The organism is Bradyrhizobium algeriense (assembly GCF_036924595.1).
In the GTDB taxonomy this organism is placed as follows: Bacteria; Pseudomonadota; Alphaproteobacteria; order Rhizobiales; family Xanthobacteraceae; genus Bradyrhizobium; species Bradyrhizobium algeriense.
Genome location: NZ_JAZHRV010000001.1, coordinates 2,942,488 through 2,966,970, shown reverse-complemented (window position 1 = coordinate 2,966,970; position 24,483 = coordinate 2,942,488). Strand labels below are relative to the sequence as shown.

The window sequence follows — 24,483 nt, the reverse complement described above, 5'->3', positions numbered from 1 at the left end:
GGATGAGCTAAACTCATCTATAGGCCATAGCAATGCGACGTCTGCCTCCATTGATTGGCCTGCGCGCGTTCGAGGCCGCCGCGCGACATCTGAGCTTCAAGCGCGCAGCGCACGAACTGCACGTCACGCCGACGGCGATCAGTCATCAGGTGCGGCAGCTCGAGGAAGCGATCGGCGTGAGATTGTTCGAACGGCGCACGCGCCAGGTGCTGCTTACGGCGGAAGGGCAAGTACTGTTGCCGATTCTGCGCGACGGCTTCGATTCCTTTGCGCGCGTTATCGATGGCTTGAGCCGCACGCGGCGGCGCACCGTGGTGACGCTGTCCGCGACACCTGCTTTCGCGGCCAAGTGGTTAGTGCCGCGCATCGCGGCATTTCGCAAGGCGCGACCGGACATCGATCTCACGTTGCTCGCGACGCTGGAAGCCGTCGACCTCGGTTCGGGCGTCGCTGATCTCGCCCTGCGCTACGGCCCCGGACCCTACCCCGATCTGGTCGCTGAGACCCTTACCGTCGATCGCTTTGCGCCGGTCGTAAGTCCGCGCCTCGGTATCAAGAAAACGAGCGACCTGCGGTCAGCAACCCTGCTGCATTTCGACTGGTATCGTCGCGATCCCCGCAATCCGACCTGGCGTCGCTGGCTGAAAATTGCCGGCGTTGATGGCATCGATGCACGGGCGGGCCTGCGCTTCAGCGATGAGACCCATGCGATCCAGGCGACGGTCGCCGGCGCCGGGATCGCGCTGCATAGCCTGCTGCTTGTCTCCGACGAACTGGCGCAGGGCACGTTGGAGGTCCCGTTCGGACCGGAGCTTGAAGGCTTCTCCTTGCACCTGGTCCGCGGCCGCGACAGACCACTGAGCGAACCGATCGAGGCGGTGCAGACTTGGTTGCGGGCGCAATTCACCGCAGCGCCCCAATAGTGCTCTGACGCGTGTCACACCGAAGAAGCGGATTTCGCCACCCTCACGCCCTCCGCGCCACCCCGCCCGCATTCATCCCGCCATCGATGACGAGCTCCGTTCCCGTCACGTAACGCGAGGCATCCGACGCCAGATACAACACGCCCTGCGCGATCTCCTCAGCCTCGCCGGCACGCCCGAGCGGCGTCACCATTTTGGCCCGTTCCTCAGGATCGATCGGCGCGTTCTGCCCGCTGCCTGTGGCTCCAGCCGGAATCTTGCCCCAGATCGGCGTGTCGATGATTCCGGGATGCACCGAGTTGACGCGGATGCCGTCGCCAAACGTGGCGCACTCCATCGCGATCGACTTGGCGAACAGCCGGACACCGCCCTTGGTCGCGGAGTAACCGGAAAGACCGGCCGCACCGCGCAACCCCGCCAGCGACGACATCATGATGACGGAGCCGCCGCCGGTCTTGCGCATCGCCGGCAGGCAATGCTTCACGGATAAAAATACGCCGTCGAGATTGACCGCGTTCTGCCGCCGCCAATCCGCCAGCGACATCTCGGTGATCGTCGGAACGGAGATTCCGATGCCGGCGTTCGAGACCAGCACGTCCAGCCGCCCGTAGCGCTTCATCACGTCAGCCACGACCTCGATCCAGCGTTCCTCGCTGGTGACGTCGTGATGCCAAAAGCTCGCCTCTCCACCCGCCTTCTTGATCCGCGCGACGACCTCGGGACCTTTCAAATCGTCGACGTCGGTTACGGCAATTGAGGCGCCTTCGCGCGCCAGCAATTCGCAAACCGCCTCCCCGATGCCGGACGCACCACCCGTCACCAGCGCGACCTTGCCCTGAACCTGTCCTGTCATTTCTTCTCCCGTTTGTTGTTCTTGGTTGTCGAATTACCTGATCAAGGCCGGTCCCGGATCCGGCACTGCGACGTCGGTCACGCGCAACTGCACGCGTTCCGAGCCCTGAAAGCGATCGACCGCGAGCGAGCCTGCCACATGCAGCGGCTGGCCGCGGTTCTGCGTCAGCGCGTGGCCGAGCTTCTGCCCGACCGAGCGAAACGCGATGCCGTTGACGATGGCGCCGTCGCCCGACTTGAAGCGCAGGCGCAGATGCGCTTGCCCCACTTCGTCGGCATAGACCAGCTGATGCGCCGGCAGCGCGATCACGGGCTCTGGATTGGCCGCCCCGAACGGCCCGGCGCGGTTCAGCATCGTCGCGAATTCCACGGTTACGCTGCGCGCGCTCACCGCACCGTCGATGAACAGCTCGTGCTCGTGACGGGAGTTGGCGACGTCCTCGGCCAGCGCGCTTTCCATGAAGGCACGAAATTCCGCAAGCTTCTCCTTGCGCAGCGTCACGCCCGCGGCCATGGCGTGGCCGCCGCCCTTCATCAAGAGCCGCTCCTTCACCGCCTGCCGCACCGCCTTGCCGAGATCGACGCCCGAGATCGAGCGGCCCGAGCCGGTGCCGATGCCGCCCGGCTCCAGCGCAATCGCAAAGGCGGGACGTGCAAATTTCTCCTTCAGCCGCGAGGCGACCAGACCGACGATGCCGGGATGCCAGCCCTCGGCGGCGGTCACGATCACCGCGCCCTTGTCTTCGAGCCCGAGCGAAGCCAGCGCTTCGGCCTCGGCTTGCGCCTCCGCCGCCTGCTCGATGATGCGGCGCTCGCTGTTGAGCCGGTCGAGCTCGGCTGCGATCCGCGCGGCCTCCGAGATGTCGCCTTCCAGCAGCAGCCGCACCCCGAGATCGGCGCGGCCGATGCGACCGCCGGCATTGATGCGCGGCCCCAGCATGAATCCGAGGTGCCAGGCTTCCGGCGGTCCGTTCAGCCGCGCCACGTCCATCAGCGCGGTATGGCCGATATGGTCGCGGCGGCGCATCGCGATCAGGCCCTTGGCGACGAAGGCGCGGTTGAGCCCGGTCAGGGGCGCGACGTCGGCCACGGTGCCGAGCGCCACATGGTGCAGCATGCCGAGCAGATCCGGCTCCGGCCGCTCGGCATTCCAGAAGCCGCGGCTACGCAATTCCCGGTTCACCGCCACCAGCGTGATCAGCACCAGGCCGACGGCAGCGAGATGACCGAGGCCTGAGAGATCGTCAGGCCGGTTCGGGTTCACCAGCGCATCGACCTCCGGCAATTCGTCGCCGGTCTGGTGGTGGTCGATGACGACCACGGACATGCCGAGCTTCCGTGCTTCCGCCAGCGGCTCGAGGCTGGTGGTGCCGCAATCGACGGTGACGAGCAGCGTCGCGCCTTTGCCGGCGAGCCCCCGCACCGCGTCGACATTGGGGCCATAGCCCTCGAAGATGCGGTCGGGGATGTGGATCAGCGGATCGAGCCCGCAATGGCGCAGATGCCAGGCCAGCAGCGCCGCCGAGGTCGCGCCATCGACGTCGTAATCGCCGAAGATCGCGACCTTCTCGGCGCGCGCGGCTGCGTCGGCAATGCGCCTCGCCGCCGTCTCCATCGCCGTCACGGTGTGGGGATCGGGCATCAGTTTGCGGATGGTCGGATCGAGAAAATCCTCGACCTCGTCGATCCCGACATCGCGCCCCGCCAGCACGCGCGCCAGCATCTCCGGCAATTGGTAGCGCTGCGTGATCGCCAGCGCCCGCGCCGCCCCCCTGGCATCGAGCCGGTCGCGCCACAATTTGCCGGTCGCCGAACGCAAGACGCCGAGAAACGCCGGCGGCAGTTCAACGGGCAGTGCGGATACGGGGAGCGTCATGATTCCTTCGAGTGATAGGGACAAAGCCGCCGATCGGCAAACTCGGACCATGGCGTGGTACGGATCCGCGCGAATCGCTGCGGCCAAGCCGACACAATCCCGGCCGCACCAGCTTTGAGTCTATGCCGATAAAAACGACTTGCACAAAGAAGATGCAACTTGTCCCCGCAATACTACCCGCGCGAGGCAGAAATTAAACCAATCGTTAGCCATGATCCCCGACAAAGGAGTCAATACGCACTCGTTGAGTCCCGCCGATCCGCAGAAGATCGACATCCGCACAAAGACTGAGGAATTCCCCGCCAATGTCCGTCGCGCTTCGCTCCCAGACAGCAACGATCGCAAAACAGCCAGCCAATGCAGCGGGCGCCGAGGACGAGGCCGACGTTTCCGCGCTGATCGCCAGATTGACCGCCGAGGTCAATCAGGTCGCCTGCGAGAAGACCAAGTCGATCCAGAAGATCACCAACCAGATGAAGATGCTGGCGCTGAACGCGCTGATCGAGAGTTCACGCGCAGGCGCCCAGGGTGCGGGCTTTGCCGTGGTGGCGCAGGAAGTTCGCAACGTCGGCCAGCAAGTCGAGACCATCGCCCGCGAACTCGAAAGCCAGCTCACCAACCGCACCGGCAATCTGATGAATTCGATCGCGCAGATGGCCGACCGCTCGCGCGGCGAGCGCATGGTCGATCTGTCGCTGAACGCCATCGAACTGATCGATCGCAACCTCTATGAGCGCACCTGCGACGTGCGCTGGTGGGCGACCGATTCCGCCGTCGTCGATTGCGCGGCGGCGCCGGAGGCTGCCGCCGTCGCGCATGCGTCGGAACGGATGGCCGTGATCCTCGGCGCCTACACCGTCTATCTCGATCTCTGGCTGTGCGATCTCGACGGCAATGTGCGCGCCAACGGCCGCGCCGATCGCTTTGGCGTCGTGAGCCAGAACGTGTCGCACACAAAATGGTTTCGCGCGGCACGGAACCTGCGCTCCGGCGACGATTACGCCGTCGGCGACGTCGAATGCCAGCCCCTGCTTGGCAACGCCCAGGTCGTGACCTATTGCGCCAGCGTTCGCGCCGGCGGCAAGGCCAACGGCAAACCGACCGGCGTGCTGGCGGTCCACTTCGACTGGGAGCCGCAAGCCCGCGCCATCGTGCAAGGCGTGCGCGTCGGCGCCGCCGACAAGGCGCGCGTGCTGCTGGTCGATTCGAATTTCCGGGTAATCGCGGCGTCCGACGGCCAGGGCCTGCTCACCGAGCGCGTCTCGCTTCCACTGGAGGGACGGCGCTCCGGCTTCCATCAGGACCGCTCCGGCGCGCTGGTCGCGTTCCACGCCACGCCCGGCTACGAAACGTATAAGGGCCTCGGCTGGTTCGGGGTGATCCAGGGCGGGGTGGGATAGGTTGCGCTATTGTGACAGAAACTACGGTGGCGATGCATCGTAGCGTCAAGGCAAAATAAGACGCATACATTTTCCCTTGAAATCCTTCCCTCCCGCTGGGGAAACGCCTATCTTTCAACCATGACCAAACTGCTTGAACATGCAGTCGACAGCGTACGCGGCCTCCCCCCTGAGGTGCAGGACGAACTTGCGCGCCTGCTTTTGCAGGTGGCCGGCGAAGAGCAACCCGTCATTCTGTTGACGTCCGAGGAACGCGCCGACCTTGCCGAAGCAGATGCGGAGATCGCGCGGGGTGAGTTCGCCACGGACGAACTGATGCGTTCGATCCTGACAAAGCGCACTGTGTGAGGCTGCGCGTCACACGGCGCGCGGCGATGCAGATCGAGAAGGCGCTTGACTACATCGAGGCGGATTCGCCCCAAGGGGCAAACCATGTTCGCGAGCGGATTCAAACTCTGTTCCGTTTGCTGGCGCAGCACCCTTACGCCGGGCAAGCGACCGACCTTCCAGGTGTGCGGCGCCTCACTCTCAGCCCTTATCCCTATCTGATTTTTTATCGCGTCACCGATAGCGACGTTATCATTCAGCGTATGCGCCACGCATCGCGCCGGCCGCGCTCCGCGTCAGGCACGCCATGACATGCCCGCTCTGCAGTGCGTCGTGAAAAACGCTGCGCCGCGCCCGGGACACAAGCCACCTCAGCACCCCAACCTGTCGGCGATGCCGCCAAAATCTTTGGCAACGATGTCCCAGTCGCCTTTCGCCTCGAAATCATATTTCTGATGCGGGCCGTATTCGGTGGGACGCGCGACGAAGGCGGTCTTGAGGCCGAGCTTCTGCGCGGCCTTCAGATCGTTGTTGTGCGCAGCGACCATCATCACCTCACCCGGCGGCAGGCACAGCAATTTGGCGGCGCCGAGATAGGTTTCCGGATCGGGCTTGTAATGCTCGAACAATTCCGCGGACATGATGAGGTCCCACGGGAGGCCGGCGAACTTGGCCATGTTGGTCAGCAGCGCGACATTGCCGTTGGAGAGCGGCGAGATGATGTATTTCTTTTTCAGCCGCGTCAGCCCCGGCACGCTGTCGGGCCAGGGATGCAGGCGGTGCCAGCCCATCGTCAGGTAGTGCAGATCGGCGTCGCTCAAGCCTTGAATTGAAAACTGCGCCACCAGTTTTTCCAGCGATTGCCGGTGCAGCGTATCCAGTATCTGATAGCCGCGTTCGGGATGCTTGCGCACCTCGTCCATCGAGGCGGAGTAGACCGCGCGCCAGCCATCGACGAGAGCGGTCCAGTCGGCCTCGATGCCCGAGGTTTCCGACCATTTGGTGAAATCATTGATGAGGCTGGTGCGCCAGTCGACGACGGTGCCGAACACGTCGAACACCAGCGCTTTTACCGCCGAAACATCGGACATGCGAGCCCTCCCCGTTTCTTCTTGTCATTCCGGGGCGCGCAAAGCGCGAACCTCAGATGTGCAATTGCACATCGGGGAATCTCGAGATTCTCAGGTGCGCAATTGCGCACCATAGTTCGATGCTACATCGCCCCGGAATGACGGCCTGCCTCAATCCAAATGGAATTTATCCAGCTGCCGGTGCTCGGCCTTGATGTAGCGCACCGTGCCGGTGACCGAACGCATCACCACCGTTTCGGTCTCGATTACGCTATCCTTGCGGAATTTGACGCCCGTGAGCAGCGAACCCGTGGTGACGCCGGTTGCCGCGAACAGACAGTCGCCGCGCACCATGTCCTCGATGCCGTAGATCATCTTCGGATCGGTCACGCCCATCTTGTGCGCGCGCTCGCGCTTCTCCTCGCTGTCGAGGATCAGCCGGCACTGCATCTGGCCGCCGATGCAACGCAGCGCCGCCGCGGCCAGCACGCCCTCGGGCGCGCCGCCGGTGCCGATATACATGTCGACGCCGGTGTTATCAGGATCGGCACAATGGATCACGCCCGCCACGTCGCCGTCGGTGATCAGCCGCACCGCGGCGCCGGTCGAGCGGATGCTGGCGATGATATCGGCGTGGCGCGGGCGGTCGAGTACCAGCACCGTGATCGCGCCAGGCTCGACGCCTTTGGCCTTGGCGAGCCGGCGAACATTGTCGGCAGGCGATGCGTCGAGCTCGACCACGCCCTTGGTATAGCCCGGGCCGATCGCGAGTTTCTCCATATAGACGTCGGGTGCGTGCAGCAGCGTGCCGCCATCGGCCATCGCCATGGTCGCGATCGCGCCCGGCATGTTCTTGGCACAGAGCGTGGTGCCTTCCAGCGGGTCGACGGCGATATCGACCTGCGGACCGGCGTTGAGCCCGACCTTCTCGCCGATGAACAGCATCGGCGCCTCATCGCGCTCGCCCTCGCCGATCACGACAGTGCCTTCGATCGGCAGCTTGTTGAGTTCGCGACGCATCGCGTCGACGGCCGCCTGGTCGGCGGCCTTCTCCTGGCCATGGCCGCGCAGCCGCGCCGCCGAAACAGCCGCGCGTTCCGTCACGCGCACGATCTCGAGCGTGAGGATGCGCTCGAGCAATAGCTGCGGCGGAACGGAAATATGGGTCGACATCGGCTCACTCCTTTAAACCTGCACGGGGCCCCGGCCCGATCTATCGTTCAACGCGCAACTCATGCAAATCGCGCGCTAGTTTTTCTCGATTCGTATCACCTGCGGCCGGCCGCTGATCACCTTATCGCGCTGTACCGCCTCTAGCGCGCGGTACACCGCATCCTCGGAGGTTGCGTAGGTAATCAGGATGACCGGAACCGGTGACTTTTTTTTCGTGGCGCCATTCAGGTCTACACCTTCGGGATGACGCTGCACGATCGATTCCAGTGAAATCTTCTGTTCGGCGAGGCGGGTGGCGATGGTGGCGGCGGTGCCGGCGAGATCGCGCGCCATCAGGCGGATGTAATAGCCGCCCTCATGGCGCTCCATCGGCGCCTTAGTGGTGTCGCGCAACCGCTCCACGGGACGTCCGAACGGCCTTGCGCGAATACCGCGCGCCACATCGGCGATGTCGGCAACGACGGCGGAAGCGGTGGCACTGCCTCCGGCGCCAGGCCCCACCAGCGTGATCGGCGGGATACCCTCGCCGTCGATAGTCACCGCGTTTGTAACACCCATCACCTGCGCAATCGAGGATGATTTAGGCACCATGGTCGGATGCACGCGCTGCTCGATGCCCTTGGCGGTCCGCACCGCCACGCCAAGCAGTTTGACGCGGTAGCCCAGTTCCTCAGCCGCGCGCAAATCTTCCGGCGCGATCGAGGAGATGCCTTCGACATAGACCGCGCTCTGCGCCACCTTGGTGCCGAAGGCGAGGCTCGCCAGGATCGCAAGCTTCTGCGCGGTGTCGTGGCCGTCGACGTCGAAGGACGGATTGGCTTCGGCATAGCCGAGCCGCTGCGCGTCCTTCAGGCATTCGGCAAATGACAGACCCTCCTGCTCCATCCGGGTCAGGATGTAATTGCAGGTGCCGTTGAGGATGCCGTAGACGCGGTTGACGCCGGTACCGGCAAGCCCCTCGCGAAGGGTCTTGATGACGGGAATGGCCGCGCCAACGGCGGCCTCGTAGTTGAGCGCGCCGCCATGCTTCTCCGCAGCCTTGGCCAGCCGAATTCCGTGTTTGGCGATCAGCGCCTTGTTGGCGGTCACCACCGACTTGCCGGACTTCAGCGCGGCCTCGATCGCCGACAGCGCCGGCTCGCCGGAGCCGCCCATCAGTTCGACAAAGCAATCGATGTTGGGGTCAGAGGCCAGCGCCAGCGGGCTTTTGGCCCAGTCGACGCCGCGCAGGTCCAGCGCGCGCTTCTTCGCCTTCGAGCGCGCCGTGACGGCAACGACGCGCACGCCGCGTCCGCTGCGCTCGGACAGCGTCCGCGACTGCTCTTCGATAAGGCGGACGACTTCGGCGCCAACAGTGCCGAGCCCCGCGATACCCACTTTCAGGGGTGCGACCATGAATGAGAGAACCTGCAATAAAAGGAATTAGCGCCGGTTGGCGAGAGGAACCACGTTGTGCAACGTTTCAATGCCGCTTTCAAGGAAGCGGCGCACCCCGCGGGCCGCCTGGCGGATACGTTGCTCGTTTTCCACCATGGCGATGCGGACATAGCCCTCGCCATGCTCGCCGAAGGCGACGCCGGGCGAAACCACCACGCCGGATTTCTCCACCATCAGGGTCGCGAACTGCATGCTGCCGACGCCCTCGAAGGTCTTGGGCAGCGGCGCCCAGGCGAACATCGAGGCCTGCGGCGGCGGAATCTCCCAGCCCGCCCGGCCAAACGATTCGACCAGCGCGTCGCGGCGCTTGCGGTAGGTGTCGCGCATTTCCTTGATGCAATCGTCCGGCCCGTTCAGCGCGGCGGTGGCGGCGACTTGAATGGGGGTGAACGCGCCGTAGTCGAGATAGGATTTCACCCGCGCCAGCGCCGCGATGATCCGCTCGTTGCCGACGGCAAAGCCCATGCGCCAGCCCGCCATAGAGAACGTCTTCGACATCGACGTGAACTCGACGGTGACGTCCATCGCGCCGGGAACCTGCAACACCGAGGGCGGCGGATTGTCGTCGTCGAAATAGACTTCGGCATAGGCCAGATCCGACAGGATGAAGATCTCGTGCTTCTTCGCGAACGCCACCAGATCCCTGTAGAAATCGAGGTCGGCGACATAGGCGGTCGGATTGGAGGGATAGCAGACGATCAGCGCGATCGGCTTCGGGATCGAGTGGATGATCGCGCGTTCCACCGCCTCGAAGAATTGCGGCGTCGGTTCCGAGGGCACCGAGCGGATCACGCCACCCGCCATCAGGAAGCCGAAGGCATGTATAGGATAGCTCGGATTGGGGCACAGCACGACGTCGCCGGGCGCGGTGATCGCCTGCGCCACGTTGGCAAAGCCTTCCTTCGAGCCGAGGGTTGCCACGACCTGGGTGTCCGGATTGAGTTTTACACCGAACCGCCGCCCGTAATAGGCGGCTTGCGCCTTGCGCAGGCCGTTGATGCCGCGTGAGGCCGAGTAGCGGTCGGTCCGCGGCTTGCCGAGCGTCTCCTTCAGTTTCTCCAGCACATGGGGCGGCGTGGGCAGGTCCGGATTGCCCATGCCCATGTCGATGATGTCGGCCCCGGCATTGCGCGCAGCCGCCTTGGCCTGGTTGACCTTCTCGAACACGTAAGGCGGCAGACGGCGGATGCGATAAAAATCTTCCATGGGACCCTTGCTCCGACAACCGGCAGGACAGAATCGGGGGAACCTTCGCGGCTATCGAAACCGATCGGGCTTCGGTCAGAAGTCGCGCTCAATCAATGATTTAGAGCGAATTCAGGCGCGAGATCCTTTGAGCTCTGGACCCGCAATGCGGTTGAATTGGGTTCTTTTACCACGGGAGCCCGGCAGCGCCAGTTTTTATGGCGTTTTCAAGCAGCCCCGGACTGGTCCGGGTTTGGCCGGTTCGCGCCAGGAGAATGCGCCAGGATAGCGCGTCAAACCGACGAGCCCCTCACTTCTTGGCTGGTTTTGCCGAGGTGGAAGCCGTCGCCTGACGGTCGCGGGCGGCTGTCAAATCTGACTGAATTTTAGCCAGTTCGGCCGGCTTGATCGCCTCCTCGTTACGGTCCGGCGGCAGGTCATGCACCGGTAGATACCCACCGGCTTCCTTCGGACGCTCGGGCGCGTCTGCCGGCACGCCAAGGGCCGGCATATCCGCGATCTGCGTCGAGCAGCCGCCAAGCGCGAATGCCGACGCAAACAGCGCGGCAATCGACCACAGCCTTATCGTTCGATCTGCCGGCATCCGTCCGGAAATCCCCAACTACCTGCGCACCCCCGCATCGCGATGGCATCTATGCGCTGGTACGAGCTTTGCAACGCAGAATCGTCCCGCTGCGTTGATTTCGCTAGAACCGTTCAAACCATTGTCGCCCGAAACGATTAAAGCCCAAAGAGCAAATGTGATCGGTGCGGCTGCAATGTGTGCAACATGTGTAAACACGCAAACTTTATCGCAGTGCAACAGGGTTAACCCCAACCCTCTCGCCGTCAATCGACGCGGTGACGAACGCGAAATGAAGTTATAGTGTCCTTGATATGAGCGACGTCAACACCGAAACCCAAGGTTTGAAGACCTTCAACGCCGAAGCCTTCGCCATGAACATCGCCAAGGCGATGGAGACGAGCGGTCAGGCGCTCGCGGCCTATCTCAGGCCGCGCGAGGACGGGGAACCGAAGGACAAGCCGCCGAGCGAGATCGGTGAGGTCATCAAGACCTTCACCAAGGTGGCTGAATACTGGCTGACGGACACGCAACGCGCCGAAGACCTGCAGACCCGGATGGGCAAGGCCTATCTCGATCTCTGGGGCCAGGCCGCACGCCGCATGGCCGGCGAAGCGGCCAAGCCGGCGATCGAGCCGTCGCCGCGCGACAAGCGCTTCAAGGATCCGGAGTGGAAATCGAACCAGTTCTTCGATTTCGTGCTGCAGCTCTATCTGCTCACCGCGCAATGGGCGCAGGAACTGGTGAAGAACGCCGAAGGCGTCGATCCGCACACGCGCAAGAAGGCCGAGTTCTACGTCCAGCAGATCACCAACGCGATCGCGCCATCGAATTTCATTCTCACCAATCCCGAAGTGCTGCGTGAGACACTGGCCTCGAACGGCGCCAATCTCGTGCGCGGCATGAAGATGCTCGCCGAAGACATCGAAGCCGGCCGCGGCGCGCTGCGCATACGCCAGTCCGACCCGTCGAACCTCGTCGTCGGCGTCAACATGGCGACGACGCCGGGCAAGGTGATCTTCCAGAACGAGCTGATGCAGCTGATCCAGTACACGCCGACCACCGAGACAGTGCTGCGCACGCCGCTCCTGATCGTGCCGCCCTGGATCAACAAGTTCTACATTCTCGATCTCAAGCCGGAAAAATCCTACATCAAATGGTGCGTCGACCAGGGCATCACCGTGTTCGTGATCTCCTGGGTCAACCCCGACAAGGAACTCGGCAAGAAAACCTTCGACGACTACATGAAGGAAGGCCCGCTCACCGCGATGGACATCATCGAAAAGGTGACGGGCGAGATGAAGGTCCATACCGTCGGCTACTGCGTCGGCGGCACGCTGCTTGCCTCGACGCTGGCCTGGCTCGCCGAGAAGCGGCGCCAGCGCGTCACCTCGGCGACGTTCTTTGCGGCACAGGTCGACTTCACCCATGCCGGCGATCTCCTCGTGTTCGTCGATGAAGACCAGATCTCGGCGCTCGAGCGCGACATGCAGGCGGCCGGCGTGCTCGAAGGCAGCAGGATGGCGATGGCCTTCAACATGCTGCGCTCCAACGACCTGATCTGGTCGTATGTCGTCAGCAACTATCTGAAGGGACAGGCGCCCTCCTCGTTCGACCTGCTGCACTGGAATTCCGACGCCACGCGGATGCCGGCCGCCAACCATTCCTATTACCTGCGCAACTGCTATCTGGAAAACCGGCTCTCCTCCGGCAGCATGGTGCTCGACAACACGCTGCTCGACCTGTCGAAGGTCAAGGTGCCCGTCTACAATCTGGCGACCAAAGAGGATCACATCGCGCCGGCGGATTCGGTGCTCTACGGCTCGCAGTTCTTCGGCGGCCCGGTGAAGTACGTGCTGTCTGGGTCAGGCCACATCGCAGGCGTAGTTAACCCGCCGGAGGCTGGCAAGTACCAGTACTGGACCAACGACAACATCAGGGATGTCACCCTCGCCGACTGGCTGAAGAACGCGACCGAACACAAGGGTTCGTGGTGGCCCGACTGGCGGCAATGGCTGGAGAGCCTGGACGCCGAGCAGGTGCCCGCGCGCCCCGTCGGCTCCGAGGAGCTGCCCCCGATCGAGGACGCGCCCGGCAGCTACGTCAAGGTCCGCGCATAGCGCCGAGGCAGGCGGTTCGCTATAATCAGCCGTCCCGCGCCGGGATTCGAAATCGTTTGAGGGGAAACCAATGACGCGTGAATTGTTCTGGCTCACTCTGACCGTGATTTTGACCGGGCTGTTGTGGATCCCCTACATCATCAATCGCTGTCAGGTGCGCGGCCTTTCCGGCGCCATGGCCAACCCCTCGCGCAACGACAAGCCGCACGCCGACTGGGCCAACCGGCTGATGTTCGCGCACGACAACGCGGTCGAGAACCTCGTTATCTTCGCGCCGCTGGTCCTGATCCTCAACGCCATCGACTATTCCGACAAATGGACCGTGATGGCCTGCGCCGTGTATTTCTGGTCCCGCGTCGCGCACCTTATCGTTTACACGCTCGGCCTGCCGGTGTTCCGCACGCTGGCCTTCACCGTCGGTTTCCTGGCGCAGGCCGCGCTGGCGCTGGCGATCTTCAAGGTGGTGTGAGGCTTCCTTTCGGACTTCGAAAGCCAAGGCAAAAAACCCCGGGGCTGAGCTCCGGGGTTTTTCATTGGCGCCTCTGAAAACAGCGCTCAGTACTTCGCAACAACCGGCGAACTCTCGCGCTCAATTGGCAGTGGGCAATTTCAGAACGCCTGCAGGCCGTTCTTCAGCCGCCTTTTCGCGCCACGACGAACAGCATCGTCGCCATCTTGTCGTCGAATCCGATGACTTCGCCGCTTTCGATCGACAACGAGTTCCAGTTCGCCGCCTCGGCATAAGTCGCGCGCAACCAGTCCTGCGAGGGATAATTGTAGTAGCGATCGAGCGTATCGCGGCCGTCGCCATCGCCTTCCTTGTAACTGGCGTAGAAGACGCCCTCGGCCTTCAGCGCGCGCCAGATTCTCGCCAGAACATCCGCGAGCTCCGTCCTCGGAACATGAAGCAGGCAGGCATTGGCCCAGACGGCGTCATAGGCCTCGATCTCGTCGAGTTCATGAAACAGCAGCGTCTCGACGGGGCGGCCGAGATGCTTTGACGCGACGGCAGCCATTTCCGGCGACCCGTCCGTCGCGCGCACATCGAACCCGCGCGCCAGCATTTCCGCCGTGTCGCCGCCGGCGCCACATCCAAGTTCGAGGATGCAAGCACCGGGCGGAAGCTGCGCCAGAAACGCCATCAGCCGCGCCTGTCGCGAGGTGAACGTGCGCTTGGCGTAGGCCTCGGCATTGCCGCGGTAAAATCGCAGCGTCGCTTCGTCCACTGCGGCACCTCCTGTCACGGGAACAGCGCGATCTGTTCCAGCCCCGCGGTCTCGGGCAGCCCGAACATCAGGTTCATGTTCTGGATCGCCTGTCCGGCCGAACCCTTCACCAGATTGTCGAGCGTGGAAATCACGATCGCCCGGTTCTTGATGCGGTCGGCGATGACGCCGATCTGCACATAGTTCGAGCCGCGCACGTTCTGGGTCTGCGGCAGCACGCCCTTCCTGGCCACATGCACGAAGGGTTCGTTGGCGTAAGCCTTCTCCAGCGCGGTCCGCAGATCGTCCGGCGTCGCGCCGTTGAGCTTGACGTAGGACGTGCAGAGTTCGCCGCGCGCCATCGGGATCAGATGCGGCGTGAAGTTGATCGTCACCGCCGAGCCTGCGGCGACGCCGATCTCCTGCTCGATCTCAGGCGCGTGCCGATGGGTGCCGACCGAATAGGGCGACAGCCCCTCGCCCGCCTCGCTGAACAGCGTGTTCTGCTTCAATCCGCGCCCGGCGCCGGTAACACCCGATTTTGCGTCGATGACGATGTCGTCGACGTCGATCAGTTTTGCCTTTGCCAGCGGCACCAGCGCGAGCAGCGCAGCCGTCGGATAGCAGCCGGGACAAGCGACCAGCCGTGCGGAAGTGATCTTCTCCCGGTAAAGCTCGGTGAGGCCGTACACGGCTTCGCCCTGCAGTTCGAGCGCCCGGTGCTCGTGGCCGTACCATTGCGCATAGGTGTCCTTGTTGCGCAGCCGGAAGTCGGCCGACATGTCGAGAACCTTGATCTTCGGGTTGTCCTTGAGGACGGCGGCGATGATCTCCTGCGTGGTGCCGTGCGGCAACCCGCAGAACACTGCGTCGAGGCTGGTCCAGTCGACTTTCTCCCATTCGACCAGCTTCGGCAGATCCAGCATGAAGAAGTGCGGAAACACGTCGCCCATGGCCTTGCCGGCGTGGGTATTGGCTGTCAGAGCTGTGATCTCGGCATTCGGATGCCGCGCCAGCAGGCGCACCGCGTCGGCTCCGGTGTAGCCGGATGCACCGAGAATGCCGACCTTCTTCTTCGAGCTCATCACGCGTTCCTTTCAGGCGTCATTTGCAGGCATCATTTGCAAGCGTCTTTTGATCGTCTTGCCGCGGAAGGATTGCAGCGTCGCTTCGTCCACCGGGCTCGCCTCGCAGCAACGCCCGATCAGCTACTTACCGGCAAGTCCCAGCATCAGCCGCATGTTTTGCACGGCTGCGCCCGACGCGCCCTTGCCCAGATTGTCGAGCCGCGCGACCAGCACTGCCTGACGATGTTTCTCGTTGGCAAAGACGTAAAGCTCCAGTCTGTTGGTCTCGTTGAGTGCCTCGGGCTCGATCCGGCCGCCCTTGGTCGCCGCGTTCTCGAGCGGCATCGCCGAGACATAGGTGCTGCCGGCGTAGCGCTTGGCCAGCGCGGCATGCAGGTCGGCTCCGCTGGGCTTGCCGGGAAGCGTGTCGAGATGCAGCGGCACCGAGACCAGCATGCCCTGCCGAAAATTGCCGACCGATGGCACGAAGATCGGCCGCCGCGTCAGTTTTGAGTAGAGCTGCGTCTCCGGCAGATGCTTGTGCTCGAAGCCGAGGCCATACAATTCGAAGGACGGCGCACTGCCATCCTCGAAACTTGCGATCATCGACTTGCCGCCGCCCGAATAGCCGCTCACCGCGTTGATGGTGACGGGATAGTCTGCAGGCACGAGCCCCGCATCGACCAGCGGCCGCAGCAGCGCAATGCCGCCGGTCGGATAGCAACCGGGATTGGAGACCTTGCGCGCGGCCCGGATTTTGTCGGCCTGGTCAGGCGTGAGTTCGGGAAAGCCGTAAGCCCAGTCGCTGGCTACCCGAAACGCCGTCGACGCGTCGAGCACCTTGGGCGCCGAGGCGCCCATGCTGTCGATCAAAGCAACGGTTTCCTTGGCGGCATCGTCAGGCAGACAGAGGATGACGAGATCCACCTCCTCCATCAGCGCCCGCTTGGCGCCCGCATCCTTGCGCTTCTCCTCGGCGATGCTTTTTACGACGACGTCGTTGTGCAGCCGAAGGCGCTCCTGAATGCCGAGCCCCGTCGTTCCGGATGCGCCGTCAACGAACACGGCGGGCTTGGTCGCGGCGCCGGCGGTCTTGCCGGTGACCTTGGGCTGCTGGCTGTCGGTGAGGGTCATGGCACGCTCCTTTCGAGCTGGTTCGTTTCGTCGGCAAAGGCCCCTTGGTTTGCAAACGCGTTGGGCCGCGCCTCTTTCATCAAATGCGCGATCTGCTGCGCGCCGGCATCGGCCTGCGCGGCCAGCGACCCTGCTACCGCTGCATAGTCGGTCTCGGATTTGTGCTGGTTCAGCTTGAAGCTGCCCTCCACTTCTTCAACCGTCATCTCCATGCCCACGATCGCTTTCTTCATCGCTTCCAGCCGCCCGGCGGTCATCTTCGACGACAGCCACGGCTTTTTCGGCAGCAGCCGCTGTTCGAACTTGGCGCTCAGCGTGTCGATCTGCACGGCGAGTTCGTCGTCGGACAAGACACGCACCGGGCCGGTCAGGTGCACCGCCTGATAGAGCCACGTCGGCACCTGGTCCGGCGAGAGGTACCAGTCCGGCGACACATAGGCGTCCGCGCCCGTCACGGCCAGCAGCCACGACGCCTTCCCGTCCGCCAGCTTTACCAGCGGATTGTGACGCGCGACGTGAAACAACGCGCGCGGCGTGCCGTCATTGGCCGAGGTCAGATAGAACGGCAGCGACGAAGCGACGGGCTTGTTGCCGTCCCACGCACAAGCCAGGCCAAAGCCGCGCGCTTCCGCGAACGCGAGGCTCGCGGTGCGGTCGGACTTGAACGGTGGAGGCGTATACATCTCAAACTCCTGCTTGACGTAGGAGCCGCCAGTTCAGACCGCGTTTTCTGGAAAAGGAAGAAGCCGCGGGACCCGATCCGGCGGCAGGGGCGACGATCTCAAACGCAGACGTCCGCCCATACCGCGATAATGCGGCGGCGGCGAGCGATGGTCATGGTCGCGGCGATAGTCATGGGCGCGGCTATAAGGCCGCTTGGTTCCGGGGTCAAGCCAAACGTAACATTGCGCGCACAGTCTTGGAGTTCAATGTCAGCGAACGTGATCGTGCCCCGTCGTGCTCCGTCTTAAAAGTCCTTAAAGAAGAACGGGAATTTTCTAACGGACCGGGGGTTTAAGCCCAGGAACGATTGAAATTTCACCAGACGGGCTATCTCTTCGCTTTCATGTCGCCACCAACACGAGGACATCGCAAATGATAGAACTCACCCGCCGCGCGGCCCTGGTCGGCGTAGCTGCAACCACCGTTGCCCCGCTCGCTGGCGCAACATCGGCCCGCGCCAACGCGCCGTTAGCGGATAAACAAGCCCCGGGTTTTTACCGTTACAACATCGGCACGCACCAGATCACGGTCGTTTCCGATGGAGTCACCGTTACCCCCCGACCCGACAATTATGTCGCCAATGCATCGAAGGACGAGGTCAGCAAGGCTTTTGCGGACAACTATATGCCTCCGGACAAGGCGACCCACAGCTACAGCCCAATCGTCATCAACACCGGGTCCAAGCTTGTAGTCGTGGACACCGGCCTCGGCCCCGCCACCTATGAGCAGAGCAAGGGGAAGGTCGGACAGTTTCAGACCAATCTCGCGGCAGCAGGCATCGACCGCAACAGCGTCGATACGGTGATCATCTCGCATTTTCACGGAGACCACATCAATGGGCTCCTGGCCGCCGACAACAAGGCCGCATATCCGAATGCCGAGATCATGGTGCCATCAGCCGAGTGGAAATTCTGGATGGACGACGGCGAGCTGAGCAAGGGCGCAGGAAATCCAATTCTCGAAAACAACTTCAAGAATTCACGGCGGGTATTCGATGCTCTCGGCCGCAAGGTGACGCAGTATGATGCCGGCAAGGAGATTGCTCCTGGCATCACGTCCGTCGCCAGTCCCGGTCATACGCCGGGCCATACCTCCTTCATCGTTGCGTCCGGCTCGGAAAAGTTGCTCGTGCAGGTCGATATCACTGCCGGAGCCGCCTTCCTATTCGTGAAGAATCCCCAGTGGCAGTTGCTGTTTGATGTCGATAAGCCACTCGCTGTCGAAACACGGCGCAAGCTTTACGATATGGCGATTGCGGAAAAGATGCCGATCCAGGCGTTCCACGCCGGTTTCCCCGGGCTCGTGCGGGTGGAGAAGGACGGGAACGGCTATCGTTGGGTTCCAGCGCTTTGGAATCCATCGCTGTAAATCAATCGCGACGGTGCTGACCCTTTCCAATACCAATGGATAGGGTCAAAACCTACGCCACCCGCCACAGCCATTCGGCGAGTTTCCCCATCACGTCGCCGACCAGCAGCAGGACGGCCGACCAGATCAGCGCCGAAATGAAATTGGCGATCTGGAACGGCCAGTAGGACATCTCGAAAATGCCGGCCGCGAGCGGCACCGAAGCCCGCAGCGGCCCGAAGAACCGGCCGATGAAGATCGAGCGCACGCCCCCTTTTTCACGAACGCCTCGCCGGGTGTCAGATCATCGGACTCCACGGCGCGGGGATCAGCCGGTAACCGTTGCCGTCCTTCTCGACAAAGCCATTGGCCGGGAACGGATAGTGGAAGCCCTGGACCCGCATCTTGTCGGCGACCAGCATGTCGTAGACCCGGCGGCGGGTCTTTTCCGCCAAAACCGGATCCTGGTCGAACTGCTGGTGCCAGCCCGGATTGGTGACAAACAGCGCCGGGACGTTGGTGACGTCGGACTGGATGAACACCTTGTCCGAGCCGGATGCGAGAATGTGGGAGGTGTGGCCGGGCGTGTGGCCGATGGTTTCCACCGCCGTCAGTCCGGGAGCGATTTCCTTGCCCCACTCATAGGCCGTCACCTTGTTCTTGAGCCCGGCCTCGAACACGCGGCGGGCGTTCTTGAAATTGTTCTGCATCCGCCCCTCGGGCGCTCGGCTCATCTCGCCCTCATCCATGAAGTATTTCCATTCCGCCGCCGGCACCAGCACTTCGGCATTGGGGAAAGCAGGCGTGTTCTCGGCGGTCAAAAGGCCGTTGATGTGGTCGCCGTGGAAGTGCGAGATCACGACGATGTCGACCGCCTTGGGGTCGAAGCCCGCGGCAACCATGTTGGCGCCGAACTGCCCGACATTACCCTTGCTCGATGCAAAGGCGGCAGCGCCGTTGCCGGTATCGACCACGACCAGCTTGCCGCCGGTGTTGATCACCAGCGGCGCGAACTGGATCGACATCCTGCCCTTCGGCAAGAAGGCCTTTTCGAGCGCCGCGTTGACTTCGTCCTTCTTGGCGTTGAGCACGAAGCTGTCAGACAGCGCAAAGTTGTTGACGCCATCCGAAATCGCCGTCACCTGAGCATCGCCCACCTTGTAGCGGTAGAAGCTCGGCGCCTGCTTGTCCGCCACAGGGGCAACCGCCCTGGCGGGCGCTTGCGGCAAGAGCGGCGTGGCGGCGAGCGCTGCGGCGCCGGCGAGTGCGTGACGACGTGTCAATTCCATGGAGATGTTCTTTCAGTTGAGACGATGAGTGAGGCGGCGGGATCCCCGCCGATGCGTGCCCTTGGTTCGGTTGCCGCAGAATCTATCAAACGTTTCTGCGATAGCGCGACGACGGCCAAGCGACGGAAATGCGAAGATGGTCGGCTCTGCGTATGTTGGGGCTAACACCCCCGTCATCAGCTTATTCCTGCCTGTCCTACGCCACCCGCCACAGCCATTCGGCGAGTTTCCCCATCACGTCGCCGACCAGCAGCAGGACGGCCGACCAGATCAGCGCCGAAATGAAATTGGCGATCTGGAACGGCCAGTAGGACATTTCGAAAATGCCGGCGGCGAGCGGCACCGAGGCGCGCAACGGCCCGAAGAACCGGCCGATGAAGATCGAGGGCACGCCCCATTTTTTCACGAACGCCTCACCGCGCGGCAGGATCTCGGGATAGCGCGACAGCGGCCACATCTCGGCGACGTGCTCCTTGTAGCGGTAGCCGAACCAGTAGGAGACCCAGTCGCCCAGCGCCGCGCCGAGGCCGCCGGCCACCCAGACCGGCCAGAAGCTGATGCCGCTGACGCCGATCAGCGCGCCGATCGCGACCAGCGCGCCCCACGCCGGCACCAGCAGCGAGATGAAGGCGAGCGATTCGCCGAACGCCAGCAACAGGACGATTGGGACGGCCCAGGCCTGATTGTCGCGCACGAAATCAGCCAGAGCACGCACATAATCATCCATTCCGAGCCCTTTCCGCCCCGATTCCTGTCTTTGAACCCTTCTACCGGTTCCGCCGGGAAGAACAGGTAAGCCAGCCCCTTCCGCGACATCAAGTCACAAAGGCGGGCACGGGATGTGATTACAGGCGGCCTGCCCCCAGCCCCGGACGGCACCGCGCTCCATATCCCGGCAAGACCCCGTGCCAAGGCCTTTGGACCCTGCCCCCGGCACCTCGAATCCGGTCAGCTCTGGGGCGGCGGCGTCCGTCTTGGCGGCCGTGGCCGGCGGGCCTGCGGCGCGACCGGTTGCAGGGTCACGATGACCGGATTCGGCTTGTGATCCATTGCGGCGCCGGTGGCGGCGTCGACGCCCATCCCGACCAGGCCGCCGAGAAGAACATTGCCCGCGAAACCGGCTGCACCAGTACCGGGGATTTCCTTGGTCAGCGGAATGATCTGGGGCTCATATCCTTCCTTGTTCACAGTGACGGTGATGTCGGCGTTGCGCTTTGCCTGAACCACGCACGGAGTAACGCAAGTTGTTGGAATCTCTAGCCCGGTAATCTCAGCCGTCGCGCCCGCCGGTGTGCTCGAAATGGAGATATTCTCGGTCGTTCCCCGCGTCACGGACGCGCAGCCGACACACGGCGCCGCGATTGCAGCAGCCAGCAATACTCTGATGATCATTTACAGCCCCCCACCCGCCAAAACATTCGGGCAACCCTAACGCGAACGCAAGGGGGGACCCTCGCGGGCATTGAGATATTGTTAACCGCCTGGTCCGGCCGTGAACCTCCCGGCCCCGGGCTTTCCAGCCCGGCCGTCACTTTTTGAGCCCATCCATGGCATAGTCAGCGTAACCGATTCGGCACGCCGCGCCGCGTGCAACACACAAAGAGCCATGTCCAAACCATTGAAATCAGCTGCGAAAACCAAATCTGCCAACGACCTGTTTGGAGCGGAACCAAAGGGCCGGGCCCCGGCCCGCGCCGCCGCCTCGCGGGCGACCAGCGCCGAGGCCGGCTATACCGCGGCCGACATCGAGGTGCTGGAAGGATTGGAGCCGGTACGCCGGCGCCCCGGCATGTATATCGGCGGCACCGACGAAAAGGCGCTGCATCATTTGTTCGCCGAAGTCATCGACAACGCCATGGACGAAGCCCTGGCCGGGCATGCCTCGTTCATCGAGGTGGAATTGAGCGCCGACGGATTTCTGACCGTCACCGATAACGGCCGCGGCATCCCGGTCGATCCGCATCCGAAATTTCCGAAGAAGTCCGCGCTCGAAGTCATCATGTGCACGCTGCATTCCGGCGGCAAGTTCGACTCCAAGGTCTATGAGACCTCGGGCGGCCTGCACGGCGTCGGCGTCTCCGTGGTCAACGCGCTGTCCTCGCGTCTCGAGGTCGAAGTCGCGCGCAGCCAAAAGCTCTATCGGATGAGTTTCGAGCGCGGCCATCCCAAGGGCAAGCTCGAAGACCTCGGCAAGATCAACAACCGCCGCGGCACCCGCATCCGCTTCAAGCCCGACACCGACATCTTCGGCGCCAAGGCCGCCTTCAAGCCGCAGCGCCTGTTCAAGATGACGCGCTCGAAAGCCTATCTGTTCGGCGGCGTCGAGATCCGCTGGCGCTGCGATCCCGCGCTGTTGAAGGGCATCGAGGATGTGCCGGCCGAGGATAGCTTCCACTTCCCCGGTGGCCTGAAAGACTATCTCGGCGCCGCCATTCACGCCGACACGCTGGTGCATCCGGATATCTTCTCCGGCAAATCGGGACGCAACGGCGCGCATGGCGCCTGCGAATGGGCGGTCGCCTGGACGGCAGACGCCGACGGCTTCCTCTCCTCCTACTGCAACACAGTGCCGACGCCCGATGGCGGCACCCACGAATCCGGCATGCGCAGCGCGATGCTGCGCGGCCTGAAGGACCATGCCGAGCGCATCGGCCAGGGCAAGCGCGCCGCCCCGATCACGTCAGAAGACGTCATGGTGGGAGCTGCCGTCATGCTCTCGGTGTTCGTGCGCGAGCCGGAATTCCAGGGCCAGACCAAGGACCGACTGGCCACGGCGGAGGCCCAGAAGATCGTCGAGCAGGCGATCAAGGATCCGTTCGATCACTGGCTGTCGGGCAATCCGCTGCAGGCCAACAAGCTCCTCGATTTCGTCATCGAGCGCGCCGACGAGCGGCTGCGCCGCCGCGCCGAGAAGGAAATCTCGCGCAAGACCGCGGTAAAGAAACTGCGCCTGCCGGGCAAGCTTACGGACTGCACCAATACGGCCGCGGAAGGCTCGGAACTGTTCATCGTCGAGGGCGATTCGGCCGGCGGCACCGCCAAGCACGCGCGCGACCGCAAGACGCAAGCGATACTCCCCTTGCGCGGAAAAATCCTCAACGTTGCATCCGCCGGCAAGGACAAGCTCACCGCCAACGCCCAGCTCTCCGACCTGATGCAGGCGATCGGCTGTGGCACGCTTGCGCATTATCGCGAAGAGGATTTGCGCTATTCGCGCATCATCATCATGACCGACGCCGACGTCGACGGCGCGCATATCGCGTCGCTGTTGATCACGTTCTTCTACCGGCTCACGCCGCGGTTGATCGACGAGGGGCACCTCTACCTGGCGGTGCCGCCGCTCTACAAGCTGACCCACGGCAGCAAGACGATCTACGCCCGCAACGACGCCCACAAGGACGCGCTTCTAAAGAGCGAGTTCAACGCCAATGCCAAGGTCGACGTCAGCCGGTTCAAAGGGCTTGGCGAGATGATGTCGGCCCAACTCAAGGAAACCACCATGGACCCGGCCAAGCGCACGCTGCTCCGCGTGGTGCTGCTGGCCGACGATCGCGACGGCACCGCCGATTCGGTCGAACGGCTGATGGGAACCAAGGCCGAGGCCCGGTTCGCCTTCATCTCCGACAAGGCGGAATTCGCCAGCGACGACCTGCTGGACGTGTGATTTTACCCTGAGAGACGACTTTCGGACGATTTCCGGGACTTTTGGCCGGCTAGCGCCCGAATTTGCGCGTTTTCGGGGCATTTTCCGGTCATTCGTTTTCCGGTGGCTGTGTTCCTCCCGCAACAGCTTTTTGGGCTGAACTGCGTATAGTCACGACACTGGGTTTTGGGAATCGGGTGCTCGCGCATCGTTAGAGCGATCAGATTTGACGCTTCTGGACTGAGGGAATGAATATGAAAAAGGCACTGCTCGCTCTGACCGCGCTGGCGGCTTTCACTGGATCGGCCGTTGCGGCTGACCTCGGGGCTCGCCCCTATACCAAAGCCCCCGCGCCGGTTGCCCCGGTGTATAACTGGACCGGCTTCTACATCTTCGGCGGCGCCGGCGGCGGATTGTGGAACGCGGACAGCAACGTTCAGACCTCCTTCCCCACCGTTCCCGCTGGAGTTGCGCTCACGCGCGATCAGCGCGTTGGCGGCGATGGCTGGTTCGGGACGGTGGGCATCGGATACGATTGGCAGTTCAACCGTTGGGTGGCCGGCGTCTTCGCTGACGGCCAGTTCGGCGAACTAAAGGGCTCGATGAGCGACCCCTTCTTTTTCCTCGAAGGCAGTGTGAAGCTCCGTACCAGCTACGCCGCTGGCGCGCGGATTGGCTATCTCGTTGCCCCCCAAGTTCTGTCCTATGTTAACGCCGGCTACTCCGGTTCGGAATGGTCGGGCTCGAGCCTCTCGGACTTGGGTGCCGCCGGCGGTCCGACCATTGCGACCACGCCTTCTTTCCGTCGTGATGGCTGGTTCATCGGCGGCGGCGTCGAGAACAACCTCGACTTCTTTGGCATCTCGGCACCCGGCTGGTTCATGAAGACCGAATATCGGTCGGCATTCTATGACCGCATCTCCCTGCCCGAGACTTTTGCTCCGGCTAGTGGCTTCGCGGGCCTGACGGGTACGGCCGTCACCTTCAAGCCTTGGGTGCAGACCATCAGCACTTCGCTGGTCTACCGCTTCAACTGGGGTGGCGCTCCGGTCGCCGCCAAGTACTGATCTCTGCTAAATCAGCAGCTCAAAAGCCCCGGCATCGTCCGGGGCTTTTTTGTTGCCTGGAA

General features: G+C 63.3%; 23 protein-coding genes and 1 pseudogene. 9 read left to right on the top strand and 15 right to left on the bottom strand.

Going from position 1 to position 24,483, the window contains the following annotated elements; all coding sequences use genetic code 11:
- The first annotated feature begins 32 nt into the window (after positions 1–32).
- Positions 33–923, top strand: coding sequence for a LysR substrate-binding domain-containing protein (locus tag V1286_RS14615; protein WP_417021140.1), 891 nt, complete (start codon positions 33–35; stop codon positions 921–923).
- Between the two features lie 43 nt (positions 924–966).
- Here V1286_RS14615 and V1286_RS14610 read toward each other — a convergent pair whose 3' ends face one another.
- Positions 967–1,776: an SDR family NAD(P)-dependent oxidoreductase gene (locus V1286_RS14610; protein WP_334480531.1), complete on the bottom strand. Its 810-nt coding sequence runs from the start codon at positions 1,774–1,776 to the stop codon at positions 967–969.
- Positions 1,777–1,809: 33 nt separating this feature from the next.
- On the bottom strand, positions 1,810–3,651 hold the full coding sequence (gene recJ / locus V1286_RS14605; RefSeq protein ID WP_334480529.1) for a single-stranded-DNA-specific exonuclease RecJ: 1,842 nt from the start codon (positions 3,649–3,651) through the stop codon (positions 1,810–1,812).
- A 305-nt stretch (positions 3,652–3,956) separates the two neighbouring features.
- On the opposite strand from recJ, the gene V1286_RS14600 reads away from it, so the two are divergent.
- The 3 genes from V1286_RS14600 (at position 3,957) to V1286_RS14590 (ending at position 5,689) form a co-directional block, all read left to right on the top strand.
- Entirely contained in the window at positions 3,957–5,051 is a 1,095-nt protein-coding gene (locus V1286_RS14600; protein WP_334480528.1) for a methyl-accepting chemotaxis protein, read from the top strand.
- A gap of 120 nt (positions 5,052–5,171) precedes the next feature.
- On the top strand, positions 5,172–5,399 hold the full coding sequence (locus V1286_RS14595; protein ID WP_334480527.1) for a hypothetical protein: 228 nt from the start codon (positions 5,172–5,174) through the stop codon (positions 5,397–5,399).
- Complete coding sequence (locus V1286_RS14590) at positions 5,396–5,689, top strand: type II toxin-antitoxin system RelE/ParE family toxin (protein WP_334480526.1); 294 nt, start codon at positions 5,396–5,398, stop codon at positions 5,687–5,689. The genes V1286_RS14595 and V1286_RS14590 overlap by 4 nt, the downstream gene beginning before the upstream one ends.
- A 60-nt stretch (positions 5,690–5,749) precedes the next feature.
- Here the strand turns inward: V1286_RS14590 and V1286_RS14585 are convergent, their stop codons facing one another.
- The 5 genes from V1286_RS14585 to V1286_RS14565 form a co-directional block, all read right to left on the bottom strand.
- Positions 5,750–6,469 (bottom strand): haloacid dehalogenase type II, encoded by a 720-nt coding sequence (locus V1286_RS14585; protein WP_334480524.1) that lies wholly within the window; start codon positions 6,467–6,469, stop codon positions 5,750–5,752.
- Positions 6,470–6,619: 150 nt separating this feature from the next.
- Positions 6,620–7,621: a class II fructose-bisphosphatase gene (gene glpX, locus V1286_RS14580; protein ID WP_334480523.1), complete on the bottom strand. Its 1,002-nt coding sequence runs from the start codon at positions 7,619–7,621 to the stop codon at positions 6,620–6,622.
- 75 nt (positions 7,622–7,696) lie between these two features.
- Complete coding sequence (locus V1286_RS14575; protein WP_334480521.1) at positions 7,697–9,016, bottom strand: homoserine dehydrogenase; 1,320 nt, start codon at positions 9,014–9,016, stop codon at positions 7,697–7,699.
- Between the two features lie 27 nt (positions 9,017–9,043).
- Positions 9,044–10,264, bottom strand: coding sequence for an LL-diaminopimelate aminotransferase (locus V1286_RS14570; protein WP_334480520.1), 1,221 nt, complete (start codon positions 10,262–10,264; stop codon positions 9,044–9,046).
- 289 nt (positions 10,265–10,553) lie between these two features.
- Positions 10,554–10,847, bottom strand: coding sequence for a hypothetical protein (locus tag V1286_RS14565; protein WP_334480519.1), 294 nt, complete (start codon positions 10,845–10,847; stop codon positions 10,554–10,556).
- Between the two features lie 293 nt (positions 10,848–11,140).
- On the opposite strand from V1286_RS14565, the gene V1286_RS14560 reads away from it, so the two are divergent.
- Together V1286_RS14560 and V1286_RS14555 are read left to right on the top strand one after the other, a co-directional pair.
- Positions 11,141–12,946 (top strand): PHA/PHB synthase family protein, encoded by a 1,806-nt coding sequence (locus V1286_RS14560; RefSeq protein ID WP_334480517.1) that lies wholly within the window; start codon positions 11,141–11,143, stop codon positions 12,944–12,946.
- A gap of 70 nt (positions 12,947–13,016) precedes the next feature.
- Positions 13,017–13,415 carry an MAPEG family protein gene (locus V1286_RS14555; protein WP_334480515.1) on the top strand — a complete coding sequence of 133 codons (399 nt, stop codon included), beginning with the start codon at positions 13,017–13,019 and terminating at the stop codon, positions 13,413–13,415.
- Positions 13,416–13,578: 163 nt separating this feature from the next.
- On the opposite strand, the gene V1286_RS14550 is transcribed toward V1286_RS14555, so the two are convergent.
- The 4 genes from V1286_RS14550 to V1286_RS14535 form a co-directional block, all read right to left on the bottom strand.
- The gene (locus tag V1286_RS14550; RefSeq protein ID WP_334480514.1) at positions 13,579–14,172 is read right to left on the bottom strand and encodes a class I SAM-dependent methyltransferase; all 594 of its coding nucleotides are present in this window, start codon (positions 14,170–14,172) and stop codon (positions 13,579–13,581) included.
- Positions 14,173–14,186: 14 nt separating this feature from the next.
- Positions 14,187–15,236: an N-acetyl-gamma-glutamyl-phosphate reductase gene (gene argC / locus V1286_RS14545; protein WP_334480512.1), complete on the bottom strand. Its 1,050-nt coding sequence runs from the start codon at positions 15,234–15,236 to the stop codon at positions 14,187–14,189.
- A gap of 123 nt (positions 15,237–15,359) precedes the next feature.
- Positions 15,360–16,352 (bottom strand): N-acetyl-gamma-glutamyl-phosphate reductase, encoded by a 993-nt coding sequence (argC, locus tag V1286_RS14540; protein WP_334480510.1) that lies wholly within the window; start codon positions 16,350–16,352, stop codon positions 15,360–15,362.
- Positions 16,349–17,035: an FMN-binding negative transcriptional regulator gene (locus V1286_RS14535; RefSeq protein WP_334480509.1), complete on the bottom strand. Its 687-nt coding sequence runs from the start codon at positions 17,033–17,035 to the stop codon at positions 16,349–16,351. Before V1286_RS14535 ends, argC (V1286_RS14540) begins: the two co-directional genes overlap by 4 nt.
- A gap of 415 nt (positions 17,036–17,450) precedes the next feature.
- On the opposite strand from V1286_RS14535, the gene V1286_RS14530 reads away from it, so the two are divergent.
- Positions 17,451–18,443, top strand: a complete 993-nt coding sequence (locus V1286_RS14530) for an MBL fold metallo-hydrolase (protein WP_417021255.1) — start codon at positions 17,451–17,453, stop codon at positions 18,441–18,443.
- A gap of 52 nt (positions 18,444–18,495) precedes the next feature.
- Here V1286_RS14530 and V1286_RS14525 read toward each other — a convergent pair.
- From V1286_RS14525 to V1286_RS14510, 4 genes and pseudogenes are all read right to left on the bottom strand, one after another.
- Positions 18,496–18,725 (bottom strand): annotated as a pseudogene (locus tag V1286_RS14525) (DedA family protein); the annotation flags it as partial.
- Positions 18,722–19,711, bottom strand: a complete 990-nt coding sequence (locus V1286_RS14520; RefSeq protein WP_334480506.1) for an MBL fold metallo-hydrolase — start codon at positions 19,709–19,711, stop codon at positions 18,722–18,724. The pseudogene V1286_RS14525 and the gene V1286_RS14520, both read right to left, overlap by 4 nt.
- Positions 19,712–19,907: 196 nt before the next feature.
- On the bottom strand, positions 19,908–20,438 hold the full coding sequence (locus tag V1286_RS14515; protein WP_334480504.1) for a DedA family protein: 531 nt from the start codon (positions 20,436–20,438) through the stop codon (positions 19,908–19,910).
- A gap of 221 nt (positions 20,439–20,659) precedes the next feature.
- Positions 20,660–21,103 carry a PEGA domain-containing protein gene (locus tag V1286_RS14510; RefSeq protein WP_334480502.1) on the bottom strand — a complete coding sequence of 148 codons (444 nt, stop codon included), beginning with the start codon at positions 21,101–21,103 and terminating at the stop codon, positions 20,660–20,662.
- 214 nt (positions 21,104–21,317) lie between these two features.
- Here V1286_RS14510 and parE point away from each other — a divergent pair, with 214 nt between their 5' ends.
- Both parE and V1286_RS14500 read left to right on the top strand, forming a co-directional pair.
- A complete protein-coding gene (parE, locus tag V1286_RS14505; protein WP_334480501.1) occupies positions 21,318–23,375 on the top strand; it encodes a DNA topoisomerase IV subunit B in 2,058 nt (685 codons plus the stop codon).
- 233 nt (positions 23,376–23,608) lie between these two features.
- A complete protein-coding gene (locus tag V1286_RS14500; RefSeq protein ID WP_334480499.1) occupies positions 23,609–24,421 on the top strand; it encodes an outer membrane protein in 813 nt (270 codons plus the stop codon).
- The last annotated feature ends 62 nt before the right edge of the window (positions 24,422–24,483 follow it).

Excerpts from the sequence above, each read along its gene's own strand:
- V1286_RS14575 (WP_334480521.1), bottom strand. The coding sequence starts at position 9,016 with ATGGTCGCACCCCTGAAAGTGGGTATCGCGGGGCTCGGCACTGTTGGC.
- V1286_RS14565 (WP_334480519.1), bottom strand. The coding sequence starts at position 10,847 with ATGCCGGCAGATCGAACGATAAGGCTGTGGTCGATTGCCGCGCTGTTT.
- V1286_RS14520 (WP_334480506.1), bottom strand. The coding sequence starts at position 19,711 with ATGGAATTGACACGTCGTCACGCACTCGCCGGCGCCGCAGCGCTCGCC.
- V1286_RS14535 (WP_334480509.1), bottom strand. The coding sequence starts at position 17,035 with ATGTATACGCCTCCACCGTTCAAGTCCGACCGCACCGCGAGCCTCGCG.
- V1286_RS14560 (WP_334480517.1), top strand. The coding sequence starts at position 11,141 with ATGAGCGACGTCAACACCGAAACCCAAGGTTTGAAGACCTTCAACGCC.
- V1286_RS14555 (WP_334480515.1), top strand. The coding sequence starts at position 13,017 with ATGACGCGTGAATTGTTCTGGCTCACTCTGACCGTGATTTTGACCGGG.
- V1286_RS14515 (WP_334480504.1), bottom strand. The coding sequence starts at position 20,438 with ATGGATGATTATGTGCGTGCTCTGGCTGATTTCGTGCGCGACAATCAG.
- argC (WP_334480512.1), bottom strand. The coding sequence starts at position 15,236 with ATGAGCTCGAAGAAGAAGGTCGGCATTCTCGGTGCATCCGGCTACACC.
- V1286_RS14585 (WP_334480524.1), bottom strand. The coding sequence starts at position 6,469 with ATGTCCGATGTTTCGGCGGTAAAAGCGCTGGTGTTCGACGTGTTCGGC.
- V1286_RS14595 (WP_334480527.1), top strand. The coding sequence starts at position 5,172 with ATGACCAAACTGCTTGAACATGCAGTCGACAGCGTACGCGGCCTCCCC.
- parE (WP_334480501.1), top strand. The coding sequence starts at position 21,318 with ATGTCCAAACCATTGAAATCAGCTGCGAAAACCAAATCTGCCAACGAC.
- V1286_RS14600 (WP_334480528.1), top strand. The coding sequence starts at position 3,957 with ATGTCCGTCGCGCTTCGCTCCCAGACAGCAACGATCGCAAAACAGCCA.
- recJ (WP_334480529.1), bottom strand. The coding sequence starts at position 3,651 with ATGACGCTCCCCGTATCCGCACTGCCCGTTGAACTGCCGCCGGCGTTT.
- V1286_RS14500 (WP_334480499.1), top strand. The coding sequence starts at position 23,609 with ATGAAAAAGGCACTGCTCGCTCTGACCGCGCTGGCGGCTTTCACTGGA.
- V1286_RS14610 (WP_334480531.1), bottom strand. The coding sequence starts at position 1,776 with ATGACAGGACAGGTTCAGGGCAAGGTCGCGCTGGTGACGGGTGGTGCG.
- glpX (WP_334480523.1), bottom strand. The coding sequence starts at position 7,621 with ATGTCGACCCATATTTCCGTTCCGCCGCAGCTATTGCTCGAGCGCATC.
- V1286_RS14570 (WP_334480520.1), bottom strand. The coding sequence starts at position 10,264 with ATGGAAGATTTTTATCGCATCCGCCGTCTGCCGCCTTACGTGTTCGAG.
- argC (WP_334480510.1), bottom strand. The coding sequence starts at position 16,352 with ATGACCCTCACCGACAGCCAGCAGCCCAAGGTCACCGGCAAGACCGCC.
- V1286_RS14510 (WP_334480502.1), bottom strand. The coding sequence starts at position 21,103 with ATGATCATCAGAGTATTGCTGGCTGCTGCAATCGCGGCGCCGTGTGTC.
- V1286_RS14615 (WP_417021140.1), top strand. The coding sequence starts at position 33 with ATGCGACGTCTGCCTCCATTGATTGGCCTGCGCGCGTTCGAGGCCGCC.